At 57.4% G+C, this 21,567-nt stretch carries 21 protein-coding genes and 1 riboswitch; of the genes, 8 read left to right on the top strand and 13 right to left on the bottom strand.

Going from position 1 to position 21,567, the window contains the following annotated elements:
• Positions 1-3 precede the first annotated feature (3 nt).
• From PFH44_RS04100 to PFH44_RS04080, 5 genes are all read right to left on the bottom strand, one after another.
• Positions 4-801 (bottom strand): PTS mannose/fructose/sorbose transporter subunit IIC, encoded by a 798-nt coding sequence (locus tag PFH44_RS04100; RefSeq protein WP_283824364.1) that lies wholly within the window; start codon positions 799-801, stop codon positions 4-6.
• 136 nt (positions 802-937) lie between these two features.
• Positions 938-1,432: a PTS sugar transporter subunit IIB gene (locus PFH44_RS04095; RefSeq protein ID WP_045853477.1), complete on the bottom strand. Its 495-nt coding sequence runs from the start codon at positions 1,430-1,432 to the stop codon at positions 938-940.
• On the bottom strand, positions 1,432-1,839 hold the full coding sequence (locus tag PFH44_RS04090; protein ID WP_045853476.1) for a mannose/fructose/sorbose PTS transporter subunit IIA: 408 nt from the start codon (positions 1,837-1,839) through the stop codon (positions 1,432-1,434). Before PFH44_RS04090 ends, PFH44_RS04095 begins: the two co-directional genes overlap by 1 nt.
• A gap of 9 nt (positions 1,840-1,848) precedes the next feature.
• On the bottom strand, positions 1,849-2,652 hold the full coding sequence (locus PFH44_RS04085) for an SDR family oxidoreductase (RefSeq protein ID WP_045853475.1): 804 nt from the start codon (positions 2,650-2,652) through the stop codon (positions 1,849-1,851).
• A gap of 69 nt (positions 2,653-2,721) precedes the next feature.
• Positions 2,722-3,675 (bottom strand): sugar-binding transcriptional regulator, encoded by a 954-nt coding sequence (locus PFH44_RS04080; RefSeq protein WP_045853474.1) that lies wholly within the window; start codon positions 3,673-3,675, stop codon positions 2,722-2,724.
• Between the two features lie 468 nt (positions 3,676-4,143).
• Between PFH44_RS04080 and rluF the strand changes: the two genes are divergently transcribed.
• Positions 4,144-5,013: a 23S rRNA pseudouridine(2604) synthase RluF gene (gene rluF / locus PFH44_RS04075; RefSeq protein ID WP_041143577.1), complete on the top strand. Its 870-nt coding sequence runs from the start codon at positions 4,144-4,146 to the stop codon at positions 5,011-5,013.
• Here rluF and PFH44_RS04070 read toward each other — a convergent pair.
• The 3 genes from PFH44_RS04070 to lysC form a co-directional block, all read right to left on the bottom strand.
• Entirely contained in the window at positions 5,010-5,282 is a 273-nt protein-coding gene (locus PFH44_RS04070) for a YjbD family protein (protein WP_283824363.1), read from the bottom strand. The genes rluF and PFH44_RS04070 overlap by 4 nt on opposite strands.
• Before the next feature lie 133 nt (positions 5,283-5,415).
• Positions 5,416-6,339, bottom strand: coding sequence for a ketopantoate/pantoate/pantothenate transporter PanS (gene panS / locus PFH44_RS04065; protein WP_283824362.1), 924 nt, complete (start codon positions 6,337-6,339; stop codon positions 5,416-5,418).
• Positions 6,340-6,485: 146 nt separating this feature from the next.
• Entirely contained in the window at positions 6,486-7,835 is a 1,350-nt protein-coding gene (lysC, locus tag PFH44_RS04060) for a lysine-sensitive aspartokinase 3 (protein WP_045853471.1), read from the bottom strand.
• Positions 7,836-8,007: 172 nt separating this feature from the next.
• A riboswitch (Lysine riboswitch) is annotated at positions 8,008-8,239 on the bottom strand.
• Between the two features lie 431 nt (positions 8,240-8,670).
• Here lysC and pgi point away from each other — a divergent pair.
• On the top strand, positions 8,671-10,320 hold the full coding sequence (pgi, locus tag PFH44_RS04055) for a glucose-6-phosphate isomerase (protein WP_045853470.1): 1,650 nt from the start codon (positions 8,671-8,673) through the stop codon (positions 10,318-10,320).
• A gap of 44 nt (positions 10,321-10,364) precedes the next feature.
• Here pgi and PFH44_RS04050 read toward each other — a convergent pair whose 3' ends face one another.
• Together PFH44_RS04050 and PFH44_RS04045 are read right to left on the bottom strand one after the other, a co-directional pair.
• Positions 10,365-10,823: an acyltransferase gene (locus PFH44_RS04050; protein ID WP_283824361.1), complete on the bottom strand. Its 459-nt coding sequence runs from the start codon at positions 10,821-10,823 to the stop codon at positions 10,365-10,367.
• Positions 10,823-11,341 (bottom strand): GNAT family N-acetyltransferase, encoded by a 519-nt coding sequence (locus PFH44_RS04045; protein ID WP_283824360.1) that lies wholly within the window; start codon positions 11,339-11,341, stop codon positions 10,823-10,825. Before PFH44_RS04045 ends, PFH44_RS04050 begins: the two co-directional genes overlap by 1 nt.
• A gap of 146 nt (positions 11,342-11,487) precedes the next feature.
• On the opposite strand from PFH44_RS04045, the gene psiE reads away from it, so the two are divergent.
• Positions 11,488-11,898 carry a phosphate-starvation-inducible protein PsiE gene (gene psiE, locus PFH44_RS04040; RefSeq protein WP_283824369.1) on the top strand — a complete coding sequence of 137 codons (411 nt, stop codon included), beginning with the start codon at positions 11,488-11,490 and terminating at the stop codon, positions 11,896-11,898.
• A gap of 193 nt (positions 11,899-12,091) precedes the next feature.
• Here psiE and malG read toward each other — a convergent pair whose 3' ends face one another.
• The 3 genes from malG to malE all read right to left on the bottom strand — a co-directional run bounded on the left by malG (position 12,092) and on the right by malE (position 15,997).
• Positions 12,092-12,982, bottom strand: coding sequence for a maltose ABC transporter permease MalG (malG, locus tag PFH44_RS04035; RefSeq protein ID WP_045853513.1), 891 nt, complete (start codon positions 12,980-12,982; stop codon positions 12,092-12,094).
• A 156-nt stretch (positions 12,983-13,138) separates the two neighbouring features.
• The gene (gene malF / locus PFH44_RS04030; RefSeq protein WP_283824359.1) at positions 13,139-14,683 is read right to left on the bottom strand and encodes a maltose ABC transporter permease MalF; all 1,545 of its coding nucleotides are present in this window, start codon (positions 14,681-14,683) and stop codon (positions 13,139-13,141) included.
• 123 nt (positions 14,684-14,806) lie between these two features.
• Positions 14,807-15,997 (bottom strand): maltose/maltodextrin ABC transporter substrate-binding protein MalE, encoded by a 1,191-nt coding sequence (gene malE / locus PFH44_RS04025; protein ID WP_045853466.1) that lies wholly within the window; start codon positions 15,995-15,997, stop codon positions 14,807-14,809.
• A gap of 369 nt (positions 15,998-16,366) precedes the next feature.
• Here malE and malK point away from each other — a divergent pair, with 369 nt between their 5' ends.
• From malK to ubiA, 5 genes are all read left to right on the top strand, one after another.
• Positions 16,367-17,476: a maltose/maltodextrin ABC transporter ATP-binding protein MalK gene (gene malK / locus PFH44_RS04020; protein WP_041143587.1), complete on the top strand. Its 1,110-nt coding sequence runs from the start codon at positions 16,367-16,369 to the stop codon at positions 17,474-17,476.
• A gap of 97 nt (positions 17,477-17,573) precedes the next feature.
• Positions 17,574-18,884 carry a maltoporin gene (locus tag PFH44_RS04015; RefSeq protein ID WP_283824358.1) on the top strand — a complete coding sequence of 437 codons (1,311 nt, stop codon included), beginning with the start codon at positions 17,574-17,576 and terminating at the stop codon, positions 18,882-18,884.
• Between the two features lie 109 nt (positions 18,885-18,993).
• Positions 18,994-19,938, top strand: a complete 945-nt coding sequence (malM, locus tag PFH44_RS04010; RefSeq protein WP_283824357.1) for a maltose operon protein MalM — start codon at positions 18,994-18,996, stop codon at positions 19,936-19,938.
• A 187-nt stretch (positions 19,939-20,125) separates the two neighbouring features.
• Positions 20,126-20,623: a chorismate lyase gene (gene ubiC / locus PFH44_RS04005; protein WP_045853463.1), complete on the top strand. Its 498-nt coding sequence runs from the start codon at positions 20,126-20,128 to the stop codon at positions 20,621-20,623.
• A 12-nt stretch (positions 20,624-20,635) separates the two neighbouring features.
• Entirely contained in the window at positions 20,636-21,505 is an 870-nt protein-coding gene (gene ubiA, locus PFH44_RS04000) for a 4-hydroxybenzoate octaprenyltransferase (protein ID WP_283824356.1), read from the top strand.
• Positions 21,506-21,567: the final 62 nt, after the last annotated feature.

The following is a 21,567-nucleotide window of genomic DNA, read 5'->3' as shown; positions in this document are numbered from 1 at the left end:
CCATTAGTCGTCAAGTTGGTCAAGGGCGGTGGAAGAGGCGGCGCTAGCCTGGGGTTCAGGCTTGCGCCACTGCGGATTGAGCTGGATATAGATCAGCGCGATGATGACCCCCACGCCGCCGAAGGCCAGCAGGCTAAAGTTGAGGTAACCGCCGGCAAGAAAACCAAGGAAAAAGAAGGGCATCAGATATTTCACGCCCATCATGCGCAGGACCATGGCGTAGCCGACCACGACGATGAAACCGCCGGCAATTTGCAGGCCGCGGGTCACGAATTCCGGGATCGCATTCAGCATGCTGCTGACCATATCGGCGCTGACGAACAGCGACACCACCAGCGCCGGGATGGCGACGCGCAGTGCCTGAACGCCGAGCGCCGAGACGTGCAGCAGATCGATGGTGCGAAAGCGGGCCTCTTCGGCGGCTTTATCCGCCGCGTGCTGGAAGACCACCGTGATGGTGCGGGCAAAGACGGTCAGCACCTGTCCGGCTGCGGCAACCGGCAGAGCGATGGCGATACCGGTGGCGATGCTTTGCTGGCCGACGATGACTAAAATGGCCGAAATGATGCTGGCCAGGGCTGAATCCGGAGACTGCGCCGCGCCGACGTTCATCCAGCCGAGGGCAATCAGCTCCAGCGTGCCGCCGAGCATAATTCCGATTTTTAAATCACCGAGAATCAGACCAATCACCGTACAGGCGATTAACGGGCGGTGGGTCTGGAATTCATCCAGCACGCTGCCCATTCCGGCAATACAGGAAAAAATAAATATGGCTATTATTTGTAGGGTACTAATTTCCATAATTATAACCTTTAAAGTGTAGGGAACCCTGCCGGTTACGGCACATATACCAGTCACGTGGTTATTTATGCTGACGGTGATTTATTTATTTTCGCCGCAATGCCTGCGCCACGGACGGGCAGTAAACAGGCGTTTTTTATTCTGTAACGGACTGCTGAGCGAGCTTGTCGAGAATATTAATGGATGGATCGGAGGCCACCACGCGTAAGTCCAGAATAACGCCGAGCTGGTCCAGCTGGCGAAATGCATCAATATCCGTTTGATCTAATGAAACGGCTTTGGTGAGCTGTTTCTTGCCCGGTCGCCAGGCCATGCCGCCGATATTTAGCGTGGCTATTTTGACCCCCTGCTGCACCATCGTTAAAACATCTTGTGGATTGGTAAATAAATAAAAAACGGATTCATTTTGATATTGTGGATTATGATAAACGGCAACCGCTTTTTCGATATTCACGACGTTGACCTTCATCCCCGGCGGTGCGGCCTGGCGAAGCAGGGTCCGGCGCACTTCGTCGTTATAAACATCGTCGTTGCAGATAATAATGCGCTGAGCGTTGGCCACTTTGGACCAGACGGTGGTCACCTGGCCATGGATAAGCCGGTCATCGATGCGGGCGAGCGTAATGTTCATCAGAAATCCTCCTCAACGGTTTGCGGGAGCCGCCAGACCACGCAGCACTGGCTGGCAATCGCGGTCAAATGGTCGCACAGGGCGTCGGCGGTCATGGCCTGCTGGTTATCCACCAGTTCCAGCGCCAGCGGCAAAGAGAGGCCGCTGATCACCCGCAGCAGCGGATTTTTCATCGCCAGCCCTGCGGCGGCATTCCACGGGCTGCCGCACTGTAAATCGACGGCAATCAGCCACTCATCATTGCTGTGAGTGCTTACTAACTCTTCCAGCTTAGCGGCGATGTCGCCGGCATTTTCTCCCGGGACAAACTCCACGGCGCTGACGTTGACGTCGCCATAGACCATACGAACGGAGTCCAGCATGGCGCAGGCAAGCTGGCCGTGAGCGCAAAAAATAGCGTTGACCATAGGATCTCCTTAACCGCGGGTTTTACCGCCAGCGATGTTAGTGGTTACTCCGGTTATATAGCTCGCGCGCTCTGACAGCAGGTAGCAAACGTAGTCTGCAACCTCGCTCAGGCGCCCGGAGCGGCCGATGGGAATGGCGTTTTTGCTATAGCCCTCGCGCAGCTGTTCAACGCTGATGCCGCGGGTCCAGGCCAGCGCTTCTTCATACTCCGGCGTGCGCAGTCCGGTTTTTTCCAGAATGCCCGGCGCGACGCCCACCACGCGGATACCGTGTTTGCCCAGCTCCTTCGACCATGAGCGGGTGAAGCTATTCAGCGCCGCCTTGGTGGCCGCATAGCAGCTCTGGCCCTCCGAGCCTTCCAGCCCGCTTTCTGACGAAACGTTAACGATCGCCCCTTCGCGCTGCTTCACCATCTGCCGGGCGACCGCCTGGGACATTAAAAAGACGCCTTTTTGGTTAATGTTGACCATTTTCTCAAAGGCCGCTTCGTTCAGCTCATAGCGGCCGGCGGGCGCCTTTTCATCCACTAACAGGCGGGGGAAATTAACCCCGGCGTTATTCACCAGGCCGTCAATACGTCCGCAGCGCTGAATAATTTGCTCGACGCTGTGGTTCACCTCGTCGGCGCGGGAAATATCGGTGGGCCAGAACCTATAGTTCTCACCGTTACGATATTTGTCGCCGCCGTGAATATCCGTCATTTGCACGTTAGCGCCTTGCTCAATTAATTCATCGACGATGGCCAGGCCGATTCCGGAGGCGCCGCCGGTGACAATAATTATTTTATCTTTGAGGTTTAGCCATGTTTTCATTATCGTCTTCTCGTTTTTTAGATAAAGGGAGTCCGCGCAGCGCGAGCTGCGGGAATGGATATTCTTATTTTATTTCAGCAATAGCTCAGCCGTTTCTCGGTTAGTCACCAGACAATTAATATATCCACCGTTCAGGGCGCCGAGGATCCCGCTATATTTTTCTTCGCCGATGGCGATGCCCACCGAATAGCGCGCGTGCTTGAGCCTGGCGATATCAATAGAGAGCGTTTTTTCGTTCATATTAGTTTCAACGATCCCGCCGTTAATATCGTAAAAGCGCGAGCAAATATCGCCGGCGACGTGGCGGGCGTTGAGATCGTCGCTCTCTTCGCTGCCGTAAAATGCGTGCCAGTTCGCGCCGTCGCGGATTGCCGGTGAGCCGATCCCGACCAGCGCAACATCCAGATTGTCCCAGTAGGATGAGATGGTCTGAAAGTGCCTGGACTGCATGATGCCGTTGCGGATCAGGGTATTTTCCAGCAGCGCCGGGAAGTCGGCGAGGTGCGACTCGGCCTTCAGCTTCGCCGCCGCGCTATAGGTCAGGGTATTGACGTGGTAGCGGCTCTCCAGCTTACCGGAGGGGCCGCCGATAATCGGCACGCAGATCGCCTGGCGCGACTGGCTGGCCTGCGGCAGGGTTTCGACCAGCGCCCGCACCGCGCGTCCCCAGGAAAAGCCGATGATATCGCCGGGCTCCAGCAGCCGATCGACCAGCTGAGCGCCGTGCTGACCGATGGTATTGAGCTGGTCCTCCTCCTGCGCCGAGCTGCAGGAAGCCACCACCGCTTCCTTGAGGGCAAATTTTTGCTTCAGCTGCTGCTCCAGCCACAGGTTTTCGTTGTAGTCATAGTTGATGGCGATAGTGACGATACCCTGCTCGCGGCCGCGTTTTAGCAGACGGCTGATCGTGGTGCGGTAAATACCCAGCTCGCGGGCGATCTGCGCCTGGGTCATGTCCTGCTCGTAGTAGAGCTGGGCAATTTTCACGATTAAGCGGATATCGTCGCTATTTTCGCTGGTCATCTGCGGGCTCCTGCACATTTGTGCAAATCACGTTGTTGCTGCCTTGATCTGATATAACCCCATCAGCGGCCGACTACAAAGCAATTTTCCCCCATTTCATTGCGCTATGCCGGGCGTTTATATTGCACATTTGATTGTCAGCCCGCCGGCTGACGGCACCTTTGTGCCAGATTATCTAATCGCTTGATTCTGTTTATTTTCGCCGGACAAAGTTGCAGAGGGTTTCGCTGGACACTTTTGTGTCGAAAGACGCGGCAGATCACACTTAGCGTCCGGGTGCCGGCGCGCGATTATTTTCGATTGCCCGCCGGCTGAGGTATATTTCTCGTTTTACACATAAAAGCATTCAAGTTTTATCGAGGCGGCAGGAGAGCGAGCGTCGGCAGCATAGCAATCTATGCGGTCGGGATGCGTGAGCGTGGCCAATACGGAGACAACTTGAAGGATGAAGTGTTTTTAGGAGACGTTATGCTGCCCGACTCATCAACCCGACTCAATAAATACATCAGTGAAAGCGGCATTTGCTCGCGTCGCGAGGCGGATCGCTACATTGAACAAGGCAACGTTTTCATCAACGGCAAGCGTGCGACCATTGGCGATCAGGTTGCCCCGGGCGATGTCGTGAAGGTTAACGGCCAGCTGATTGAGCCGCGTGAGGCGGAAGATCTGGTGTTTATCGCGCTGAATAAACCGGTGGGGATCGTCAGCACCACCGAGGACAGCGAGCGAGACAACATCGTCGATTTTGTGAACCACAGCAAGCGCGTTTTCCCGATCGGCCGACTGGATAAGGACTCTCAGGGGCTGATCTTCCTGACCAACCATGGCGATCTGGTGAATAAAATCCTGCGTGCCGGTAACGACCACGAAAAAGAGTACCTGGTGACCGTCGATAAGCCGGTGACCGACGAGTTCGTGCGCGGACTGGGGGCGGGCGTACCGATTCTCGGCACGGTGACGAAGAAGTGCAAGGTGAGAAAAGAAGCGCCGTTCGTCTTCCGCATTACCCTGGTTCAGGGGCTTAACCGGCAGATTCGCCGGATGTGCGAACACTTTGGCTACGAGGTCATGAAGCTTGAGCGCACGCGAATTATGAATATCGGCCTGTCGGGATTACCCCTCGGCGAGTGGCGCGACCTGACGGATGATGAGCTGGTTGCGCTGTTTAAGTTGATTGAGAACTCCTCCTCTGAGGCCAAACCGAAGGCGAAAGCGAAGCCGAAAACGGCGGGCATCAAGCGCCCGGTGGTGAACGTGGAAAAGAGCAGCGAGAAAGGACGCCCGGCGGCAAACGGCAAACGTTTTAACCAGCCGGGACGTAAAAAGAAGGGGCGTTAGCGCCTGCCGCGCGTCGGCGTGCTCGCCGACCAGGAGAATGACGCGTCGCTGTCGGGTTTATAGGCCTGCTTTTTCTTTAACTGGCGGGCCTTTTTTGCCTCAGCTTCGCGCAGCATCATCAGCTTATCAATGTACTCTTTTTTTACGGCGTTGGTTTCTGCGTTAGTCAGCAGACGGCCGTGCGCGATTCTCGCCCGGTCAAGCAGCGTTTTCAGCTCGCGCTGCTCGCGTTCGGTCATATCTTGTTGCGTAATGCGGGGAAGTGCCATAGTAGAACCCTCAGTCAGCCGATAATTCAGTGTACGGCAATACCGGGTTGACTGACAGTCTGGATACCGTGAGGACGGGAAAACGCCCGGACAGGCGCGGAGAGCGGCCTGTCCGGGCGGTGAAGGCAGGGCGTTACTTCTCTTTCTTCCCGGTAGGCTTAGCGGACCAGTAGCCGGCCAGCAGCGACCCGGAAAGGTTGTGCCAGACCGAGAACAGCGCGCCGGGCAGGGCGGCAAGAGGACCGAAGTAGATTTTCCCCAGCGCCGCCGCCAGTCCTGAGTTTTGCATCCCCACCTCAATGGCCAGCGTGCGGCAGGTCGACTCATCAAAGCCAAACAGACGCCCGCCCCAGTAGCCGCCGAGCAGCCCGATGGCGTTATGCAGGATCACCGCGACAATCACCACCAGGCCTACGGAGGCGATGTGCGAAGCGGAGCCGGCGACGACGGCGCTGATGATCGCCAGAATGCAGAGCATGGAAAACGCGGGCAGGAACGGCTCGACCGCCCTGACCACCTTCGGCAGCAGGTGGTGAATAATCAGCCCCAGCGCAATCGGGATAACCACGATTTGCAGGATGCTGAGCAGCATACCCGCCACGTCGACCTGAATATGCGCATCGACGTACAGGCGCGTCAGCAGCGGCGTTGCCACCACGCCAACCAGCGTGGAGACGGAAGAGATGGTGACCGAGAGCGCCACATCGCCTTTCGCCAGGTAGATCATCACGTTAGACGCCGTTCCGCTGGCAACGCTGCCCACCAGCACCATCCCGGCCGACAGCTCCGGCGGCATGCGGAACAGCAGCGCCAGCGCCCAGGCGGCGAGCGGCATCACCAGGTAGTGCAGAAAAATCCCCGCCGCAACCGGCGCCGGGCGCGACAGCACGCGCTTAAAGTCGTCCAGCTTCAGGTGGACGCCCATCCCGAACATGATGAGCATCAGCAGGGTGGTGACCCAGGGGCCGATGGGGGTAAAGGTGGCCGGCGTGTAATAGGCCAGAACGGAGAGCAGCAGCGCCCAGAGCGGGAACAGCCGTGTCAGCATAGCGAGCATGTTGTTTTCCTTGCCATTGGCTCGTCATCTTCCAGGCCGGCTGTGCGCCCGCTGCCCGAACGATGGCGAGTAGGTTGTGTTGATATAGTTATAAAAAAGCCGGGTTCGAGCCCGGCTATAGGTAATATTTATCGCGTGGAGGAATATTATTCAAACAAATTATGATGCAGCTTCTGCACGACCTTCTCAGCATCGGCGCCCGGCACCAGGAAGCAGAGGTTATGGCTGGATGCACCGTAGCAGATCATGCGAATGTTGAACGGCTCCAGCACGCCGAAGACCTCTTTGCCGACGCCGCAGGCGCGCGAAAGATCGTTGCCGATCAGGGCGACCAGCGCCAGATCCTGCTCCACCTCTACGCGGCACAGGGAGGAGAGCTCGGTGAGCAGCGCCTGGGTGAGCAGGGTATCGGTGGCGGAGGTTGAGCCGGTGGTATCCATGGTCAGGGCAATGCTGACTTCTGAGGTGGTGATCAGATCCACGGAGATATTATGGCGCGCCAGAATACCGAACACTTCGGCGAGGAAGCCGCGGGAGTGCAGCATATTCAGGCTGTGCAGGGTCAGCAGGGTCTGGCGGCGGCGCAGCGCCAGCGCGCGGAACAGCGGCGGGTGTTCGGTTTTATTACACACCAGGGTGCCGCCGGCTTTCGGCTCTTTGCTGGAGCCCACGAAGACCGGAATATCGCTACGTACCGCGGGAAGCAGCGTCGCCGGGTGCAGCACCTTGGCGCCAAACGTCGCCATTTCGGCTGCTTCGGCAAAGGCGATAACGTCGATCCGTTTTGCCGCCGGGGCAACGCGCGGGTCGGTGGTGTAGATGCCCGGGACGTCGGTCCAGATATCGACGCGGCTGGCGTTAAGGGCTTCACCCAGCAGGGCGGCGGTGTAATCACTGCCTCCGCGGCCGAGGGTGGTGGTGCGGCCTTTGGCTTCGCTACCGATAAAGCCCTGGGTAACGACCAGACCTTCGGTAAGGCGCGGCGTCAGCTGCAGCTGGGTTAGCTCAGCCAGGGCGGCGATATCGGGCTCGGCGCGGCCGAAGCGATCGCTGGTGCGCATCACTTTACGCACGTCAAACCACTGGGCGGCAATGCCGCGCTCGCGCAGGATTTCGACAAACAGCAGGGTAGACATCAGTTCGCCGTGGCTGACCAGCTCATCGGTCAGCGCCGTCGAGCTTGCCAGCGCCGCGGCTTCCGCCAGGGTGGTGATGTTCTCCAGCAGACGCTCGATCTCTTCACGAATCACGTTGGGATAGCGCAGGCGTTCGAGAATATTGAACTGAATCTGGCGTAGCGCCTCAAGCTTATCGAAACGCTCGGTGGGCTCCAGCCCGTCGGCTAACGCAACCAGAAGATTGGTTACACCCGCAGAGGCAGACAGCACCACTACACGGGTATTTTCATCAATCAGCGCAACGTCAACGCTGCGGTTCATGGCATCGAAATCGGCAACGCTGGTGCCGCCGAATTTGGCTACAACTAAATCTGTCATAACAACCTCGTGTCAGGGGGGCCTGACTTATTAAAACGATTCCTGATTGGGTTTGGGCTGGACCAGCCTAACAGTCATAAAATGTCTTAATAAGCCAGGCCAAATTATTCAGCCATGGCACAAGGGAAGAGCGAAAAACAGGGTGGGCGCAGAGGGATAAACAGCTACGATGTCACCCAGAAGTGCTCCACCTTGTAGACCCGTTCCCCGACCTTTGCGTCAGTTCCTGAGTATGAAACGCCCGACTGCGAACGTTTCTGGTGACAACCCAGGGGATTCAGCCCCTGTGGCCGGTGATGAACGTACCAGACGCTCTTTCACCTCGGCGTTGCTCCCCCTCACGTATTTTCCCCGGACTGGTTCCTCCAATACGGTTACCTGGGCAACGCACCTCTTCTGGCAATTACCGACGTCTTTCACTTTGCCTGGGGTGCTGGTCACGATACCCCCTGCAATACCCTTTCGCTGTAGCGTGAAATGCGCGAGCAATACATACCTGGTAATACGCAGGCAGTGCAGCTATATAAAGGCTTCGGAGGGGGTATGTCAACGCTGCGGTTATGCGGATTTTTCATGCGCGGGCGATTAACAGCAAAAAGCCTTATGATGAGCCCGGCCGCACTCCGGCGGGCCGCCGCCCGTGGCCGGATCCCCGCGCGCGCTGTCGCGGGACGTTTTGCCCGCGTTTATGTCTATACTGGTAGTGGTTTTTTACCCTGATCTGACCCTGTTCCTGACGCGCGTCAACGGCATAACACAAAAATCATCACAATTTTTTGCCTCCGGCGCTACAATCGACCGCAGTCACAATTCTCAAATCAGAAGAGTATTGCTCATGAAAAACATCAACCCAACGCAGACATCTGCCTGGCAGGCGCTACAGAAACACTTTGATGAAATGAAAGACGTCACTATCAGCGAGCTTTTCGCTAACGATAGCGATCGTTTTACTAAGTTTTCCGCAACCTTCGACGATCTGATGCTGGTGGATTTCTCCAAAAACCGCATTACCGAAGAGACGCTGGCGAAACTGCAGGATCTGGCCAAAGAGACCGATCTGGCAGGCGCCATCAAATCGATGTTCTCCGGCGAGAAAATCAACCGTACCGAAGACCGTGCCGTGCTGCACGTCGCGCTGCGCAACCGGAGCAATACCCCAATCATCGTTGACGGCAAAGATGTGATGCCGGAAGTCAACGCGGTGCTGGAGAAGATGAAAACCTTCTCTGAAGCCATCATCTCCGGCAGCTGGAAAGGCTATACCGGCAAGGCGATTACCGACGTGGTTAACATCGGTATCGGCGGCTCCGACCTCGGTCCGTTTATGGTCACCGAAGCGCTGCGTCCGTACAAAAACCACCTCAATATGCACTTTGTTTCCAACGTCGACGGCACCCACATTGCGGAAGTGCTGAAAGGCGTGAACCCGGAAACGACGCTGTTCCTGGTGGCATCAAAAACCTTTACCACCCAGGAAACGATGACCAACGCCCACAGCGCACGCGACTGGTTCCTGGCAACGGCTGGCGATGACAAACACGTGGCGAAACACTTCGCGGCGCTCTCCACCAACGGCAAAGCGGTGGGCGAGTTTGGTATCGACACCGCCAACATGTTTGAATTCTGGGATTGGGTTGGCGGCCGCTACTCTCTGTGGTCAGCGATCGGCCTGTCGATCATCCTCTCCGTTGGTTTTGACAATTTCGTTGAGCTGCTGTCCGGCGCGCACGCGATGGATAAACACTTCTCCACCACGCCGGCGGAGCAAAACCTGCCGGTGCTGCTGGCGCTGATCGGGATCTGGTACAACAACTTCTTCGGCGCAGAAACCGAAGCAATTCTGCCGTACGACCAGTATATGCACCGCTTTGCTGCCTACTTCCAGCAGGGCAACATGGAATCTAACGGCAAATACGTTGACCGCAGCGGTAACGCCGTAGACTACCAGACTGGCCCGATTATCTGGGGCGAGCCGGGTACCAACGGCCAGCATGCGTTCTACCAGCTGATCCACCAGGGAACCAAAATGGTGCCGTGCGATTTCATCGCGCCTGCGGTAACGCACAACCCGCTCTCTGACCACCATCCGAAGCTGCTGTCCAACTTCTTCGCGCAGACCGAAGCGCTGGCGTTCGGCAAATCTCGCGACGTGGTTGAGCAGGAGTATCGCGATCAGGGTAAAGATCCGGCAACCCTGGATCACGTGGTGCCGTTCAAAGTCTTCGAAGGTAACCGCCCGACTAACTCGATCCTGCTGCGTGAAATCACCCCGTTCAGCCTCGGCGCGCTGATTGCGCTGTATGAACATAAGATCTTCACCCAGGGCGCGATCCTCAACATCTTCACCTTCGACCAGTGGGGCGTTGAGCTGGGTAAACAGCTGGCTAACCGCATTCTGCCGGAGCTGAAAGATGGCGCGGATGTCAGCAGCCACGATAGCTCGACCAACGGTCTGATTAACCGCTATAAATCCTGGCGCGCGTAATCAGCGTTAATCCGCTTCAATGCCGGCCTCAGGGCCGGCATTTTTTATGGCAGACGGCGCAATAGTTTCGCCGGGTTCCCCGCCCACACGCCTTTCTCGCTAATCGACCGGGTGACCACGCTGCCCGCGCCAATCACCGCGCCGTCGCAGATGCTGACCGCCAAAATGGTGGCCCCGCTGCCGATAGAGACGTCGTTGCCCACCACGATTCTTCCCCAGCTCTCGCGATCGGCGTTGGGCTTACCGTCGCGAAACATATCGTTGGCAAACATCACCCCGTGGCCGATAAAACAGCGCTCGCCGAGGGTCACGTACTCGCAGATAAAGGTATGGGACTGGATTTTGGTGTCCGCGCCAACCGACGTATTGCCCTGAATCTCGACGAAAGGGCCGACGAAGACGTTATCGCCGAGGCGACAGTCGTACAGGTTAGCGGGCTGGTAGATCACCACATTTTCACCGCTTTCGACGTTGCGAACGCCGGTATCACGCAGAGTGTGCATCATTCCTCTCCGATTCGTTTAGCCAGAATATGAATGGTGCTCTGCTGGGTAGCGGAGCGAAAGACGGTGTCTTTAAGATGTCGCATGCCCTGGCGCTCATAGAAGCGCCGGGCGCCGCTATTGGCGGCCAGCACCTCCAGCCACAGCCAGCGTTCGCCCTCGGCTTTGGCCCGCGCTTCGACGGCGCTAAAAAGCCGTTCGCCGTAGCGATGCCCCGTTTCACCGGGCAGCAGATAGAGCTTATGCAGCAGCGTGCCCTGCGGGCCATCGGGCTCAATCTGCTGGCGATGCGCGTATTTGGCGAATCCTACCGGGCGCTGCGCTTCGGCAATCAGCCAGCGGCAGTTTGCCTCGGCCAGGCTGCGCTGCAGGGCTTCGGTGGCGTACTCCTGCTGGAGAAAGTGCTCCAGCTCGCTGGCGCTGTGCCAGAGGTGGGTGAAGTGGTGGCGATAGCTGGCGTAGCCCATTTCACCGAGCAGGGTTGCGTCCTCCCGCAGCGCCGTACGTATTGTCAGCATGGCTGTCTCCTTTTTAACCCGCCAGTGTGGCAAGTGATTGTTACATTTGGCGCAACGGACGCAAAAAGTTAACGAATAATATCGATCTGGATCACGTTTTTGCGTTATACAGATCGCCAGGAACAATGAATATAAGAGGTATGAATATGCCGTCGGTCTATCGTCCGCTGGTGAATTTTGTTGCGAAGGCCATGCAGGCCGTTCTGAATCTGGCGCTGCTGTGCCTGGGCGTGATTCTGGTGGTCTTTCTCGGCAAGGAGACCTTCCATCTGGCGCACGTGCTGTTTACCCCGGAGCCGGTGAGCAAGTACAAGCTGGTAGAAGGGCTGGTGGTCTATTTTCTCTATTTCGAGTTTATCGCGCTGATTGTGAAGTACTTTGAGTCGGGCTTTCACTTCCCGCTGCGCTATTTCGTCTACATCGGTATTACCGCGATTGTGCGCCTGATTATCGTCGACCACGACTCGCCGATGGCGGTGCTGATCTACTCCGCGGCGATCCTGCTGCTGGTGATTACGCTGTGGCTGTGTAACTCCAACCGTCTGAAGCGCGAATAAAAAAAAGCGGCCTCCAGGGCCGCTGACCAACAGTCACAAATTTAATTTATGTAGGGTCCAGTTGAGGATAGCAGTGGCATTTGCCTTACTTTTTCAGCTGAGGGCGGTAGTTGCCGTACCCGGTTGGGGTTCGTGTACAGCAACTAAGCCACCGTCCCTCCTCTGAAATTTGGGGCGGGTATAACAATGAAACTTAACCTTTCACGCCGCCCGCCGTCAGGCCGTTCACCAGCCAGCGCTGCGCCAGCAGGAAGACCACGGTAATCGGGATAGCTGAGAGCACCGCCGCCGCGGCAAAGTCGCCCCACAGGTAGTTCTGCGGGTTGAGGTACTGCTGCATGCCAACCGCCAGGGTATAGCTGTTCACATCGCGCAGCAGCAGGGACGCAACCGGGACTTCGGTAATTGCGGCGATAAACGACAGAATAAAGACCACCGCCAGAATCGGCACCGACAGCGGCAGCAGAACCAGACGGAAGGCCTGCCACGGCGTCGCGCCGTCCAGCGCGGCCGCTTCTTCCAGCGAACCGTCGATGGTTTCGAAGTAGCCTTTAATGGTCCAGACGTGCAGCGCGATGCCGCCCATATAGGCGAAGATAACGCCGCCGTGGGTGTTGAGGCCGACAAACGGCAGATACTGGCCGAGGCGGTCAAACAGGGCGTACAGGGCAACCAGCGACAGCACCGCCGGGAACATCTGGAAAATCAGCATCCCTTTCAACAGGGTAGCCTTGCCCGGGAAGCGCATGCGGGCGAAAGCGTAGGCGCAGGTAGTGGAGAGCGCCACGATACCGATGGCGGTGATCCCGGCAACCTTCACCGAGTTCCACAGCCACAACAGAACCGGGAACGGCGGCGGGGTGACGCGGCCGTCCGCATGCTCAACGCTAAAGCCGAGCGCCAGACGCCAGTGTTCCCAGGAGATCTGATCCGGGATCAGGCTGCCGGTGGCGAAGTTACCTTCGCGCAGGGAGATGGCGATAACCATCAGCAGCGGGAACATAATCGCCGCGATAAAAATGAGCAGCAGGAGGTGCGTGGTGAGCAGACGCAGCTTCTGAGATTTGGGTTGTACCATAGCCATAATATTTTTATTCCCCTTGATACCGCTCCAGGCTATCTCACTTGCCATTTTGAACCCGGGCAGTGCTCATAATCCTCACGTACTACGCGTACGCTCCGGTTCTTGCGCGCTGGCCGGGACCAAACTGGCTGCGTCAATGACGCCTGGCCATTCCAGTTAGTCGAATTTCATTCGTGTAGCTTTCAGGTTAACAATCGCCAGCACGCCCACCAGCAGGAAGATCAGCGTAGCGATAGCCGCCGCGAGGCCGAAGTCCTGACCGCCGCCGCCTTCGAAGGCGATGCGGTAGGTGTAGCTCACCAGCAGGTCGGTATAGCCGGCCGGCGTGGTGGTGCCGAGGCGATCCGGACCGCCGTTGGTTAACAGCTGAATCAGCACGAAGTTGTTAAAGTTAAAGGCGAAGCTGGCGATCATCAGCGGCGTAAGCGGCTTGATCAGCAGCGGCAGCGTAATTTTAAAGAAGTTCTGGAACGGACCGGCGCCGTCCATTGCCGACGCTTCGTACAGGTCGTCAGGAATGGCTTTCAGCAGGCCCATGCACAGAATCATCATGTACGGGTAGCCCAGCCAGGTGTTGACGATAACGATCATCGAACGCGCGGTGGTCGGGTCGCTAAACCAAGCCGGCTTGATGCCGAACAGCGCGCTGAGCATCATGTTGATCTCACCGAAGCTCTGGTTGAACAGCCCTTTGAAAATCAGAATCGAGATAAACGACGGTACGGCGTAGGGCAGAATCAGCAGGACGCGGTAAATCGCTTTCCCTTTCAGGGACTCCCACTGCACGAGGCAGGCGAGGATCATGCCCACCGCGACGGTCAGAATCACGGTCAGTACCGAGAAGACCACCGTCCAGACGAAGATGGCGAAGAACGGCTTCTGGATCCCTTCATCGGTAAAGACGCGGGTGAAGTTATCCCAGCCAATGCTCACGGTGTAGCCCGGGCTGAGCTTCTCGCTGCTCCAGCTGCCGTCGGCGTTGATGGACTGATAGAAGCCGACTTTATTATTCGGCCGGTATTTGACGCCGCTCTGGTTGTTGGTCAGCTCGCCGTCGGCCGCCAGCGTATACAGCGGCTGGGTGCCGGAGAACTGACGCAGCGAGCTCATGATGACCTTGCTGTCGTCAGGCAGCACGGCGGTCAGCTGGTTCAGCGCGGTACGGTTCTGGGTGATCGCGCGCAGGTTGGCGCGCTCGCCTTCCGGCTGCGCATCGGCCTCTTTCAGGGCCAGCTTCTGCTCGCCGCCGAGCTTAAAGGCGTCGGAAACGTAATTTTTGCCGCTGTCGCCGTCGGTCAGCGTCAGCTTCCACTCATCTCCCGCCGGGTACAGCGAGAAGTTGTAGGCTTTGCCGGCCTGGAAGGAGCGGTCCATCAGCACTTCCTGAGCGCGCTCGAAGGTCAGCTGGTTGGTGCTGCTGTAGTTGGTGAAGGCGATAGCAATGGTGCAGATCAGCGGAAACAGGACGAACAGCCCCATCCCGGCGAGACCCGGATAGACATAGCGCCAGGCATAGGCCTTGCGGTTGGAAAAGATATACAGGCCAGCCGAGCTTAAAATCAGCGTCAGGATGGCAAACAGGTACTCCCCCTGGGCGTACATCAAAACAACAAGGTAACCCACCAGCAGGCACAGCAAGCCAATCACAGACCATGTCAGCTGCGGGCTTTGCCACCAGTGTTTCTTTTTAACGACATCCATGGGGATCATCCTCTACAACGTATTTTGTTCTCCCTCTCCCCTCAGGAGAGAGGGCCCGGATCGGACGGCGGCTGCCGGCCGGGATCCTGACCCGCTCCCGAGAAGGGGGAGGGGACTAGCAGGTTACTTAGTGATACGAGCCTGTGCGTCTTTCAGCGCGGCATCGACGGTCTGACGACCGCTAGCTGCGTTGATAACCGCGGTGCGTACGGCATACCAGAAGGCGGACATCTGCGGAACGTTCGGCATGATTTCGCCTTTCTGGGCGTTCGCCATGGTGGCGGCGATACGCGGATCTTTTTCCAGTTTCTCCTGGAAGGATTTCAGCGCCACGGCGCCCAGCGGTTTATCCTTGTTCACTTCATCCAGACCCTGATCGGTCAGCAGGTAGTTTTCGAGGAACTCTTTCGCCAGCTCTTTGTTCGGGCTGGCGGCGTTGATACCGGCGCTCAGAACGCCAACGAACGGTTTAGACGCTTGACCTTTGAAGGTTGGCAGCAGCGTTACGCCGTAGTTGATTTTGCTCTTATCGATGTTGGCCCACGCCCACGGACCGTTGATGGTCATCGCGGTATCGCCCTTGTTGAACGCCGCTTCAGCGATGGAGTAATCGGTATCAGCATTCATGTGTTTGTTCTTGATCAGATCGACCAGGAAGGTCAGACCCGCTTTCGCGCCAGCGCTGTCCACGCCGACGTCTTTCACATCATATTTGCCGTTTTCAAGCTTGAACGCGTAGCCACCGTCGGCGGCGATCAGCGGCCAGGTGAAGTACGGTTCCTGCAGGTTGAACATCAGCGCGCTCTTACCTTTCGCCTTCAGCGTTTTATCCAGCGCCGGGATCTCTTCCCAGGTTTTCGGCGGATTCGGAACCAGGTCTTTGTTGTAAATCAGCGACAGCGCTTCCACCGCGATTGGGTAAGCGATCAGCTTGCCGTTATAGCGTACCGCGTCCCAGGTGAACGGATAGAGTTTGTCCTGGAAAGCTTTGTCCGGGGAGATCTCGGCCAGCAGGCCGGACTGCGCGTAGCCGCCGAAGCGGTCGTGCGCCCAGAAGATAATATCCGGGCCATCGCCGGTTGCCGCTACCTGCGGGAATTTCTCTTCCAGCTTATCCGGGTGCTCGATGGAGACCTTAATCCCGGTGTCTTTTTCAAACTTTTTGCCCACTTCAGCGAGGCCGTTATAGCCCTTGTCGCCGTTAATCCAGATTACCAGCTTACCTTCTTCAATTTTGGCGAGGGCAGAGGCGGAAAACATCATCGTGGTCAGTGCTGACAGCGCGAGGATGCGGGCGCCGGTTTTGATTTTCATATACCAGTCCTTTTTGGTGATGTGCTCGTGGATACACTTAGGTGGCTTAACGGTGATGAGTTTCCTTTTTTAACAACCCCTTTCCATCCTCCCCATGTCTACGCCCCACCCGTGGTTTGTGTGATCTGGCTTGCAGAAATGCCGGTATTGGGGCGTGGAGCACATAAAAAGGCGGCTATTTTTGCAACCCGTGTCACGAAATTGACTTTGGCGCGCCGTCCCCCGCAGTGAGAGGCAATCTCTCATCCTCCCGTCTCCTCCCCCATAAAAAAGCCGGGGGTGGAGGATTTACCAGGTTAATGAATGCCGCATAGTCAGCCCATCTTGAATGTGTCTTTAAGTGACAGGTTGTAACGAAGGGAGATGGGCATGGCGAGCGTACAGCTGCGAAATATAACGAAAGCCTGGGGAGACGTGGTGGTATCGAAAGATATCAATCTCGACATCCAGGAAGGGGAGTTCGTGGTGTTTGTCGGGCCATCGGGCTGCGGCAAATCTACCCTGCTGCGTATGATCGCCGGGCTGGAAACCATAACCAGCGGTGATTTGTTTATCGGCGAAACCCGGATGAACGACATCCCACCCGCAGAACGCGGCATCGGCATGGTCTTCCAGTCTTACGCGCTCTACCCTCATCTCTCCGTCGCGGAAAATATGTCTTTCGGCCTGAAGCTGGCCGGCGCCAAAAAAGATGTGATCAACCAGCGCGTCACTCAGGTGGCGGAAGTGCTGCAGCTGGCGCACCTGCTTGAGCGTAAGCCAAAGGCTCTTTCCGGCGGCCAGCGTCAGCGCGTGGCCATCGGTCGTACCCTGGTGGCGGAGCCTCGCGTCTTCCTGCTGGATGAACCGCTCTCAAACCTCGATGCCGCGCTGCGCGTGCAGATGCGTATCGAAATCTCCCGCCTGCACAAGCGGCTGGGACGCACGATGATTTACGTGACCCACGATCAGGTTGAAGCGATGACCCTGGCCGACAAGATTGTGGTGCTGGATGCAGGTCGCGTCGCGCAGGTAGGGAAACCGCTTGAGCTGTATCACTACCCGGCCGATCGCTTTGTTGCGGGCTTTATTGGCTCGCCAAAGATGAACTTCCTGCCGGTAAAAGTCACCGCAACCGCCATTGAGCAGGTTCAGGTAGAGCTGCCAAACCGCCAGCAAATTTGGTTGCCGGTGGACAGCGCCCGCGTTCAGGTTGGCGCCAACATGTCCTTAGGCATCCGCCCGGAACATCTACTGCCCAGCGATATCGCCGACGTGACCCTCGAAGGGGAAGTGCAGGTGGTTGAGCAGCTTGGTCACGAAACGCAAATTCATATCCAGATCCCAGCCATCCGTCAGAACCTGGTCTACCGCCAGAACGACGTGGTGTTGGTAAAAGAGGGAGCCACATTCGCTATCGGTTTGCCACCGGAACGTTGCCATTTATTCCGTGAGGATGGCACGGCGTGTCGTCGGTTGCATCAAGAGCCGGGCGTGTAAGGCTTCCCATTAAAAAAAAACGCGAACCCCTTAGCGCTGCAGCAGGCAGAACGACGGGCGAAGTGTTCAAAGAAAAGCAATGATCTCAGGAGATAGAATGATGATTACTCTGCGCAAACTTCCACTGGCGGTCGCCGTCGCGGCAGGCGTTATGTCTGCTCAGGCGATGGCCGTCGATTTCCACGGCTATGCTCGTTCCGGCATCGGCTGGACCGGCAGCGGCGGTGAACAGCAGTGCTTCCAGGCAACCGGTGCTCAAAGTAAATACCGTCTTGGTAACGAATGTGAAACCTATGCGGAATTAAAACTGGGCCAGGAAGTATGGAAAGAAGGTGATAAGAGCTTCTACTTCGATACCAACGTCGCCTACTCCGTATCGCAGCAGAATGACTGGGAATCAACCAGCCCGGCATTCCGTGAAGCCAACGTGCAGGGTAAAAACCTGATCGACTGGCTGCCAGGTTCCACCATCTGGGCCGGTAAGCGTTTCTACCAGCGTCATGACGTTCACATGATCGACTTCTACTACTGGGATATTTCAGGTCCTGGTGCGGGTATCGAAAACATCGATCTGGGCTTCGGTAAGCTGTCTCTGGCGGCAACCCGTTCTTCTGAGTCCGGCGGTTCCGCCACCTTCGCTGACCGCGATGCGCTGGGCAACCGTATTTATGACAACATCGTGCCGAACGACGTCTTCGACGTGCGTTTAGCGCAGATGGAAATCAACCCAGGCGGTACCCTGGAGCTCGGCGTCGACTACGGTCACACCAACGTTCCGGATAACTACTACCTGCAGCCGGACGCCTCTAAAGACGGCTGGATGCTGACCGCTGAACACACCCAGAGCATGCTGAAGGGCTACAACAAGTTCGTGCTGCAGTACGCAACCGACGCGATGACCTCCAACGGTAAAGGCCTTCCGCAGGGCGGCAGCATTAACAACGACGGCTCCCTGTGGCGCGTGCTTGACCACGGTGCGATCTCGCTGGGCGATAGCTGGGATCTGATGTACGTCGGTATGTACCAGGATATCAACCTCGACAACAACAACGGCACCAAATGGTGGACCGTCGGCGTACGTCCAATGTACAAATGGACGCCGATCATGAGCACCCTGCTGGAAGTTGGCTACGACAACGTAGAATCGCAGAAAACCGGCGACAACAACAACCAGTACAAAATTACCCTGGCACAGCAGTGGCAGGCTGGCGACAGCATCTGGTCGCGTCCGGCAATCCGCGTATTCGCAACCTACGCCAAGTGGGATGAGAAATGGGGCTATGCGAACGGCGACTCCGGTACTGGCTACACCTCCGGCGTGGCGTATAACGACACCTCTGCGAAGACCTTCAGCCGTGGCGATAACGACGAGTGGACCTTCGGTGCCCAGATGGAAATCTGGTGGTAATCCTGCCTGACCTGTCATGACCAAAAGAGGGGCGCAAGCCCCTCTCTATCTTAGGCCCTGCGAGCTATTGCCTGGCTACCGCTCGGCCATCGGAATTGAGGTGATAACAATGAAAATGAATAAAAGTCTCGTTGCCCTCTGCCTGTCCGCCGGCCTGTTGGCCAGCGTACCCGCAGTCAGTTTTGCCGATGTGAACTTTGTGCCGCAGAACACCTCTGCCGCACCGACGATCCCCGTCTCCGCGCTGCAGCAGTTAACCTGGACGCCGGTCGATCAGTCAAAATCTCAGGTCACCAACCTCGCGACGGCAGGACAGTCGCTGAATATTCCCGGCATCACCGGGCCGGTCGCCGCCTATAGCGTCCCGGCGAACATCGGTGAGCTGACCATTACGCTGACCAGTGAAGTGAACAAGCAAACCAGCGTTTTTGCACCGAACGTGCTGATCCTTGACCAGAACATGACGCCATCTGCCTACTTCCCCAGCAGCTACTTTACCTACCTCGAGCCGGGCGTAATGAGCTCGGATCGCCTCGAAGGGGTGATGCGTCTGACGCCGGCGCTGGGCCAGCAAAAGATTTACGTCCTGGTCTTTACCACGCCGCAGGATCTGCAGCAGACCACCAAATTAATCGATCCGGCGAAGGCCTACGCCAAAGGTACGGGTAACGCGGTACCGGATATTCCGGACCCGATTGCTAAACATACCACCGAAGGTACCCTGGGTCTGAAGGTGAAAACCTCTTCCGGCTCCAGCGTGCTGGTTGGCCCGCTGTTTGGCTCCTCCGGACCGGGTCCGGTCACCGTCGGCAATACGGCCGCGCCGGTATACAGCGCGCCGGCCGCCGCTCCGGCCGTGGCTCCGGTCGCCGCGCCGGCGGCGAAGAGCGAGCCGATGCTGGACGATACGGAAACCTACTTTAACAACGGCATCAAGCAGGCGGTTGCGAAAGGAGATATCGACAAAGCCCTCAAATTGATGAACGAAGCCGAGCGCCTCGGCTCGAAATCTGCCCGTTCCACCTTTATCAGCAGTGTAAAAGGCAAGGGGTGATCGTCTCCCCACAATGCTGATGTTTAGGCACAGCCTTTAGGTGCGTCCGCCTGGACGCACCTTTTTTTCTCGCGCGCGGCTTCTGTTGCATGGCTGTTGCGCGGAAGATCGTATCTTGATGTTTGCCCGCCCCGATCGGCCTATTCTGCGATACAATGCCTTCACGTTATGTATCGGAGAATCAGGCATGTCACATCCTGCGCTTACGCAACTGCGTGCGCTGCGCTATTTTGCCGCTATGCCCCCGCTGGAGCCCTCGCTGCGCGACTGGCTGCTGCTGGAAGACTCAATGACCAAACGCTTTGAGCAGCAGGGGAAAAAGGTTAGCGTTATGCTGGTCAACGAAGCGTTCGTCGGGCGCGAGGCGCTGGTCGGCGAAGAAGCGCTGCTGCCGGATGAAGCGCGTTACTGGCTGCGGGAAATTATTCTCTGCGCCGATAACGAACCCTGGCTGGCCGGGCGCACCGTCGTTCCGGAATCGACGCTGAGCGGTCCCGAACTGGCGCTGCAGCAGCTTGGACAGACGCCGCTGGGCCGCTATTTGTTCACGTCTTCGACGTTAACCCGTGATTTTATTGAAATTGGGCGCTATGCGGAGCTCTGGGGGCGTCGTTCCCGCCTTCGGCTGAGCGGTAAACCGCTGCTGCTGACAGAACTGTTTCTGCCGGCATCGCCGCTGTATTAAGAGGAAGAGAAAATGGAGTGGAGTCTGACGCAGAATAAGCTGTTGGCGTTTCATCGCCTGATGCGTACTGACAAACCGATCGGCGCGCTGCTGCTGCTGTGGCCGACGCTGTGGGCGCTATGGGTGGCGACGCCGGGTATCCCGCCGCTGTGGATTCTGGCCGTCTTTGTCGCCGGGGTGTGGCTGATGCGCGCCGCCGGCTGCGTGGTCAATGACTATGCCGACCGTAAATTTGACGGTCACGTTAAACGTACCGCGCGCCGTCCGCTGCCCAGCGGCGACGTGACGGAGAAAGAGGCCCGGGTGCTGTTTATCGTGCTGGTGCTGCTCTCGTTCCTGCTGGTGCTGACCCTCAACACCATGACCATTCTGCTGTCGGTGGCGGCGCTGGCGCTGGCGTGGGTCTATCCATTTATGAAGCGCTACACCCATCTGCCGCAGGTGGTGCTCGGCGCGGCGTTTGGCTGGTCGATTCCGATGGCCTTTTCCGCGGTGAGCGAATCGCTGCCGCTGAGCTGCTGGCTGATGTTCCTTGCCAACATTCTGTGGGCGGTGGCCTACGATACCCAGTATGCGATGGTGGACCGGGACGATGACCTTAAAATCGGCATCAAATCAACGGCGATTTTGTTTGGTGAAAACGATCGTCTGATTATCGGCATGCTGCAGATCGCGGTGCTGGCGCTGATGGGAGCGGTAGGCTGGCTGAACGGCCTGGGCTGGGAATATTACTGGTCGCTGTTTATCGCGGCGGGGCTGTTTTTCTGGCAGCAGAAGCTGATTTTCCGTCGTGAACGCGACGACTGCTTCAAAGCGTTTTTAAACAATAACTACGTTGGGCTGGTGCTGTTCCTCGGCCTGGCGATGGGCTACATGGCGTAGTTTCCCCACTCTTCGTTATGACTCCCCGGCCAGCGATGCGCAGGCCGGGGAAGGTCTCAGGC

Origin of the sequence: Klebsiella sp. Ech2A (genome assembly GCF_030078455.1) — a bacterium.
Lineage (GTDB): Bacteria > Pseudomonadota > Gammaproteobacteria > Enterobacterales > Enterobacteriaceae > Klebsiella > Klebsiella terrigena.
Note: the sequence above shows the minus strand (reverse complement) of the source record. Positions and strands in the feature narration are given on the sequence as shown.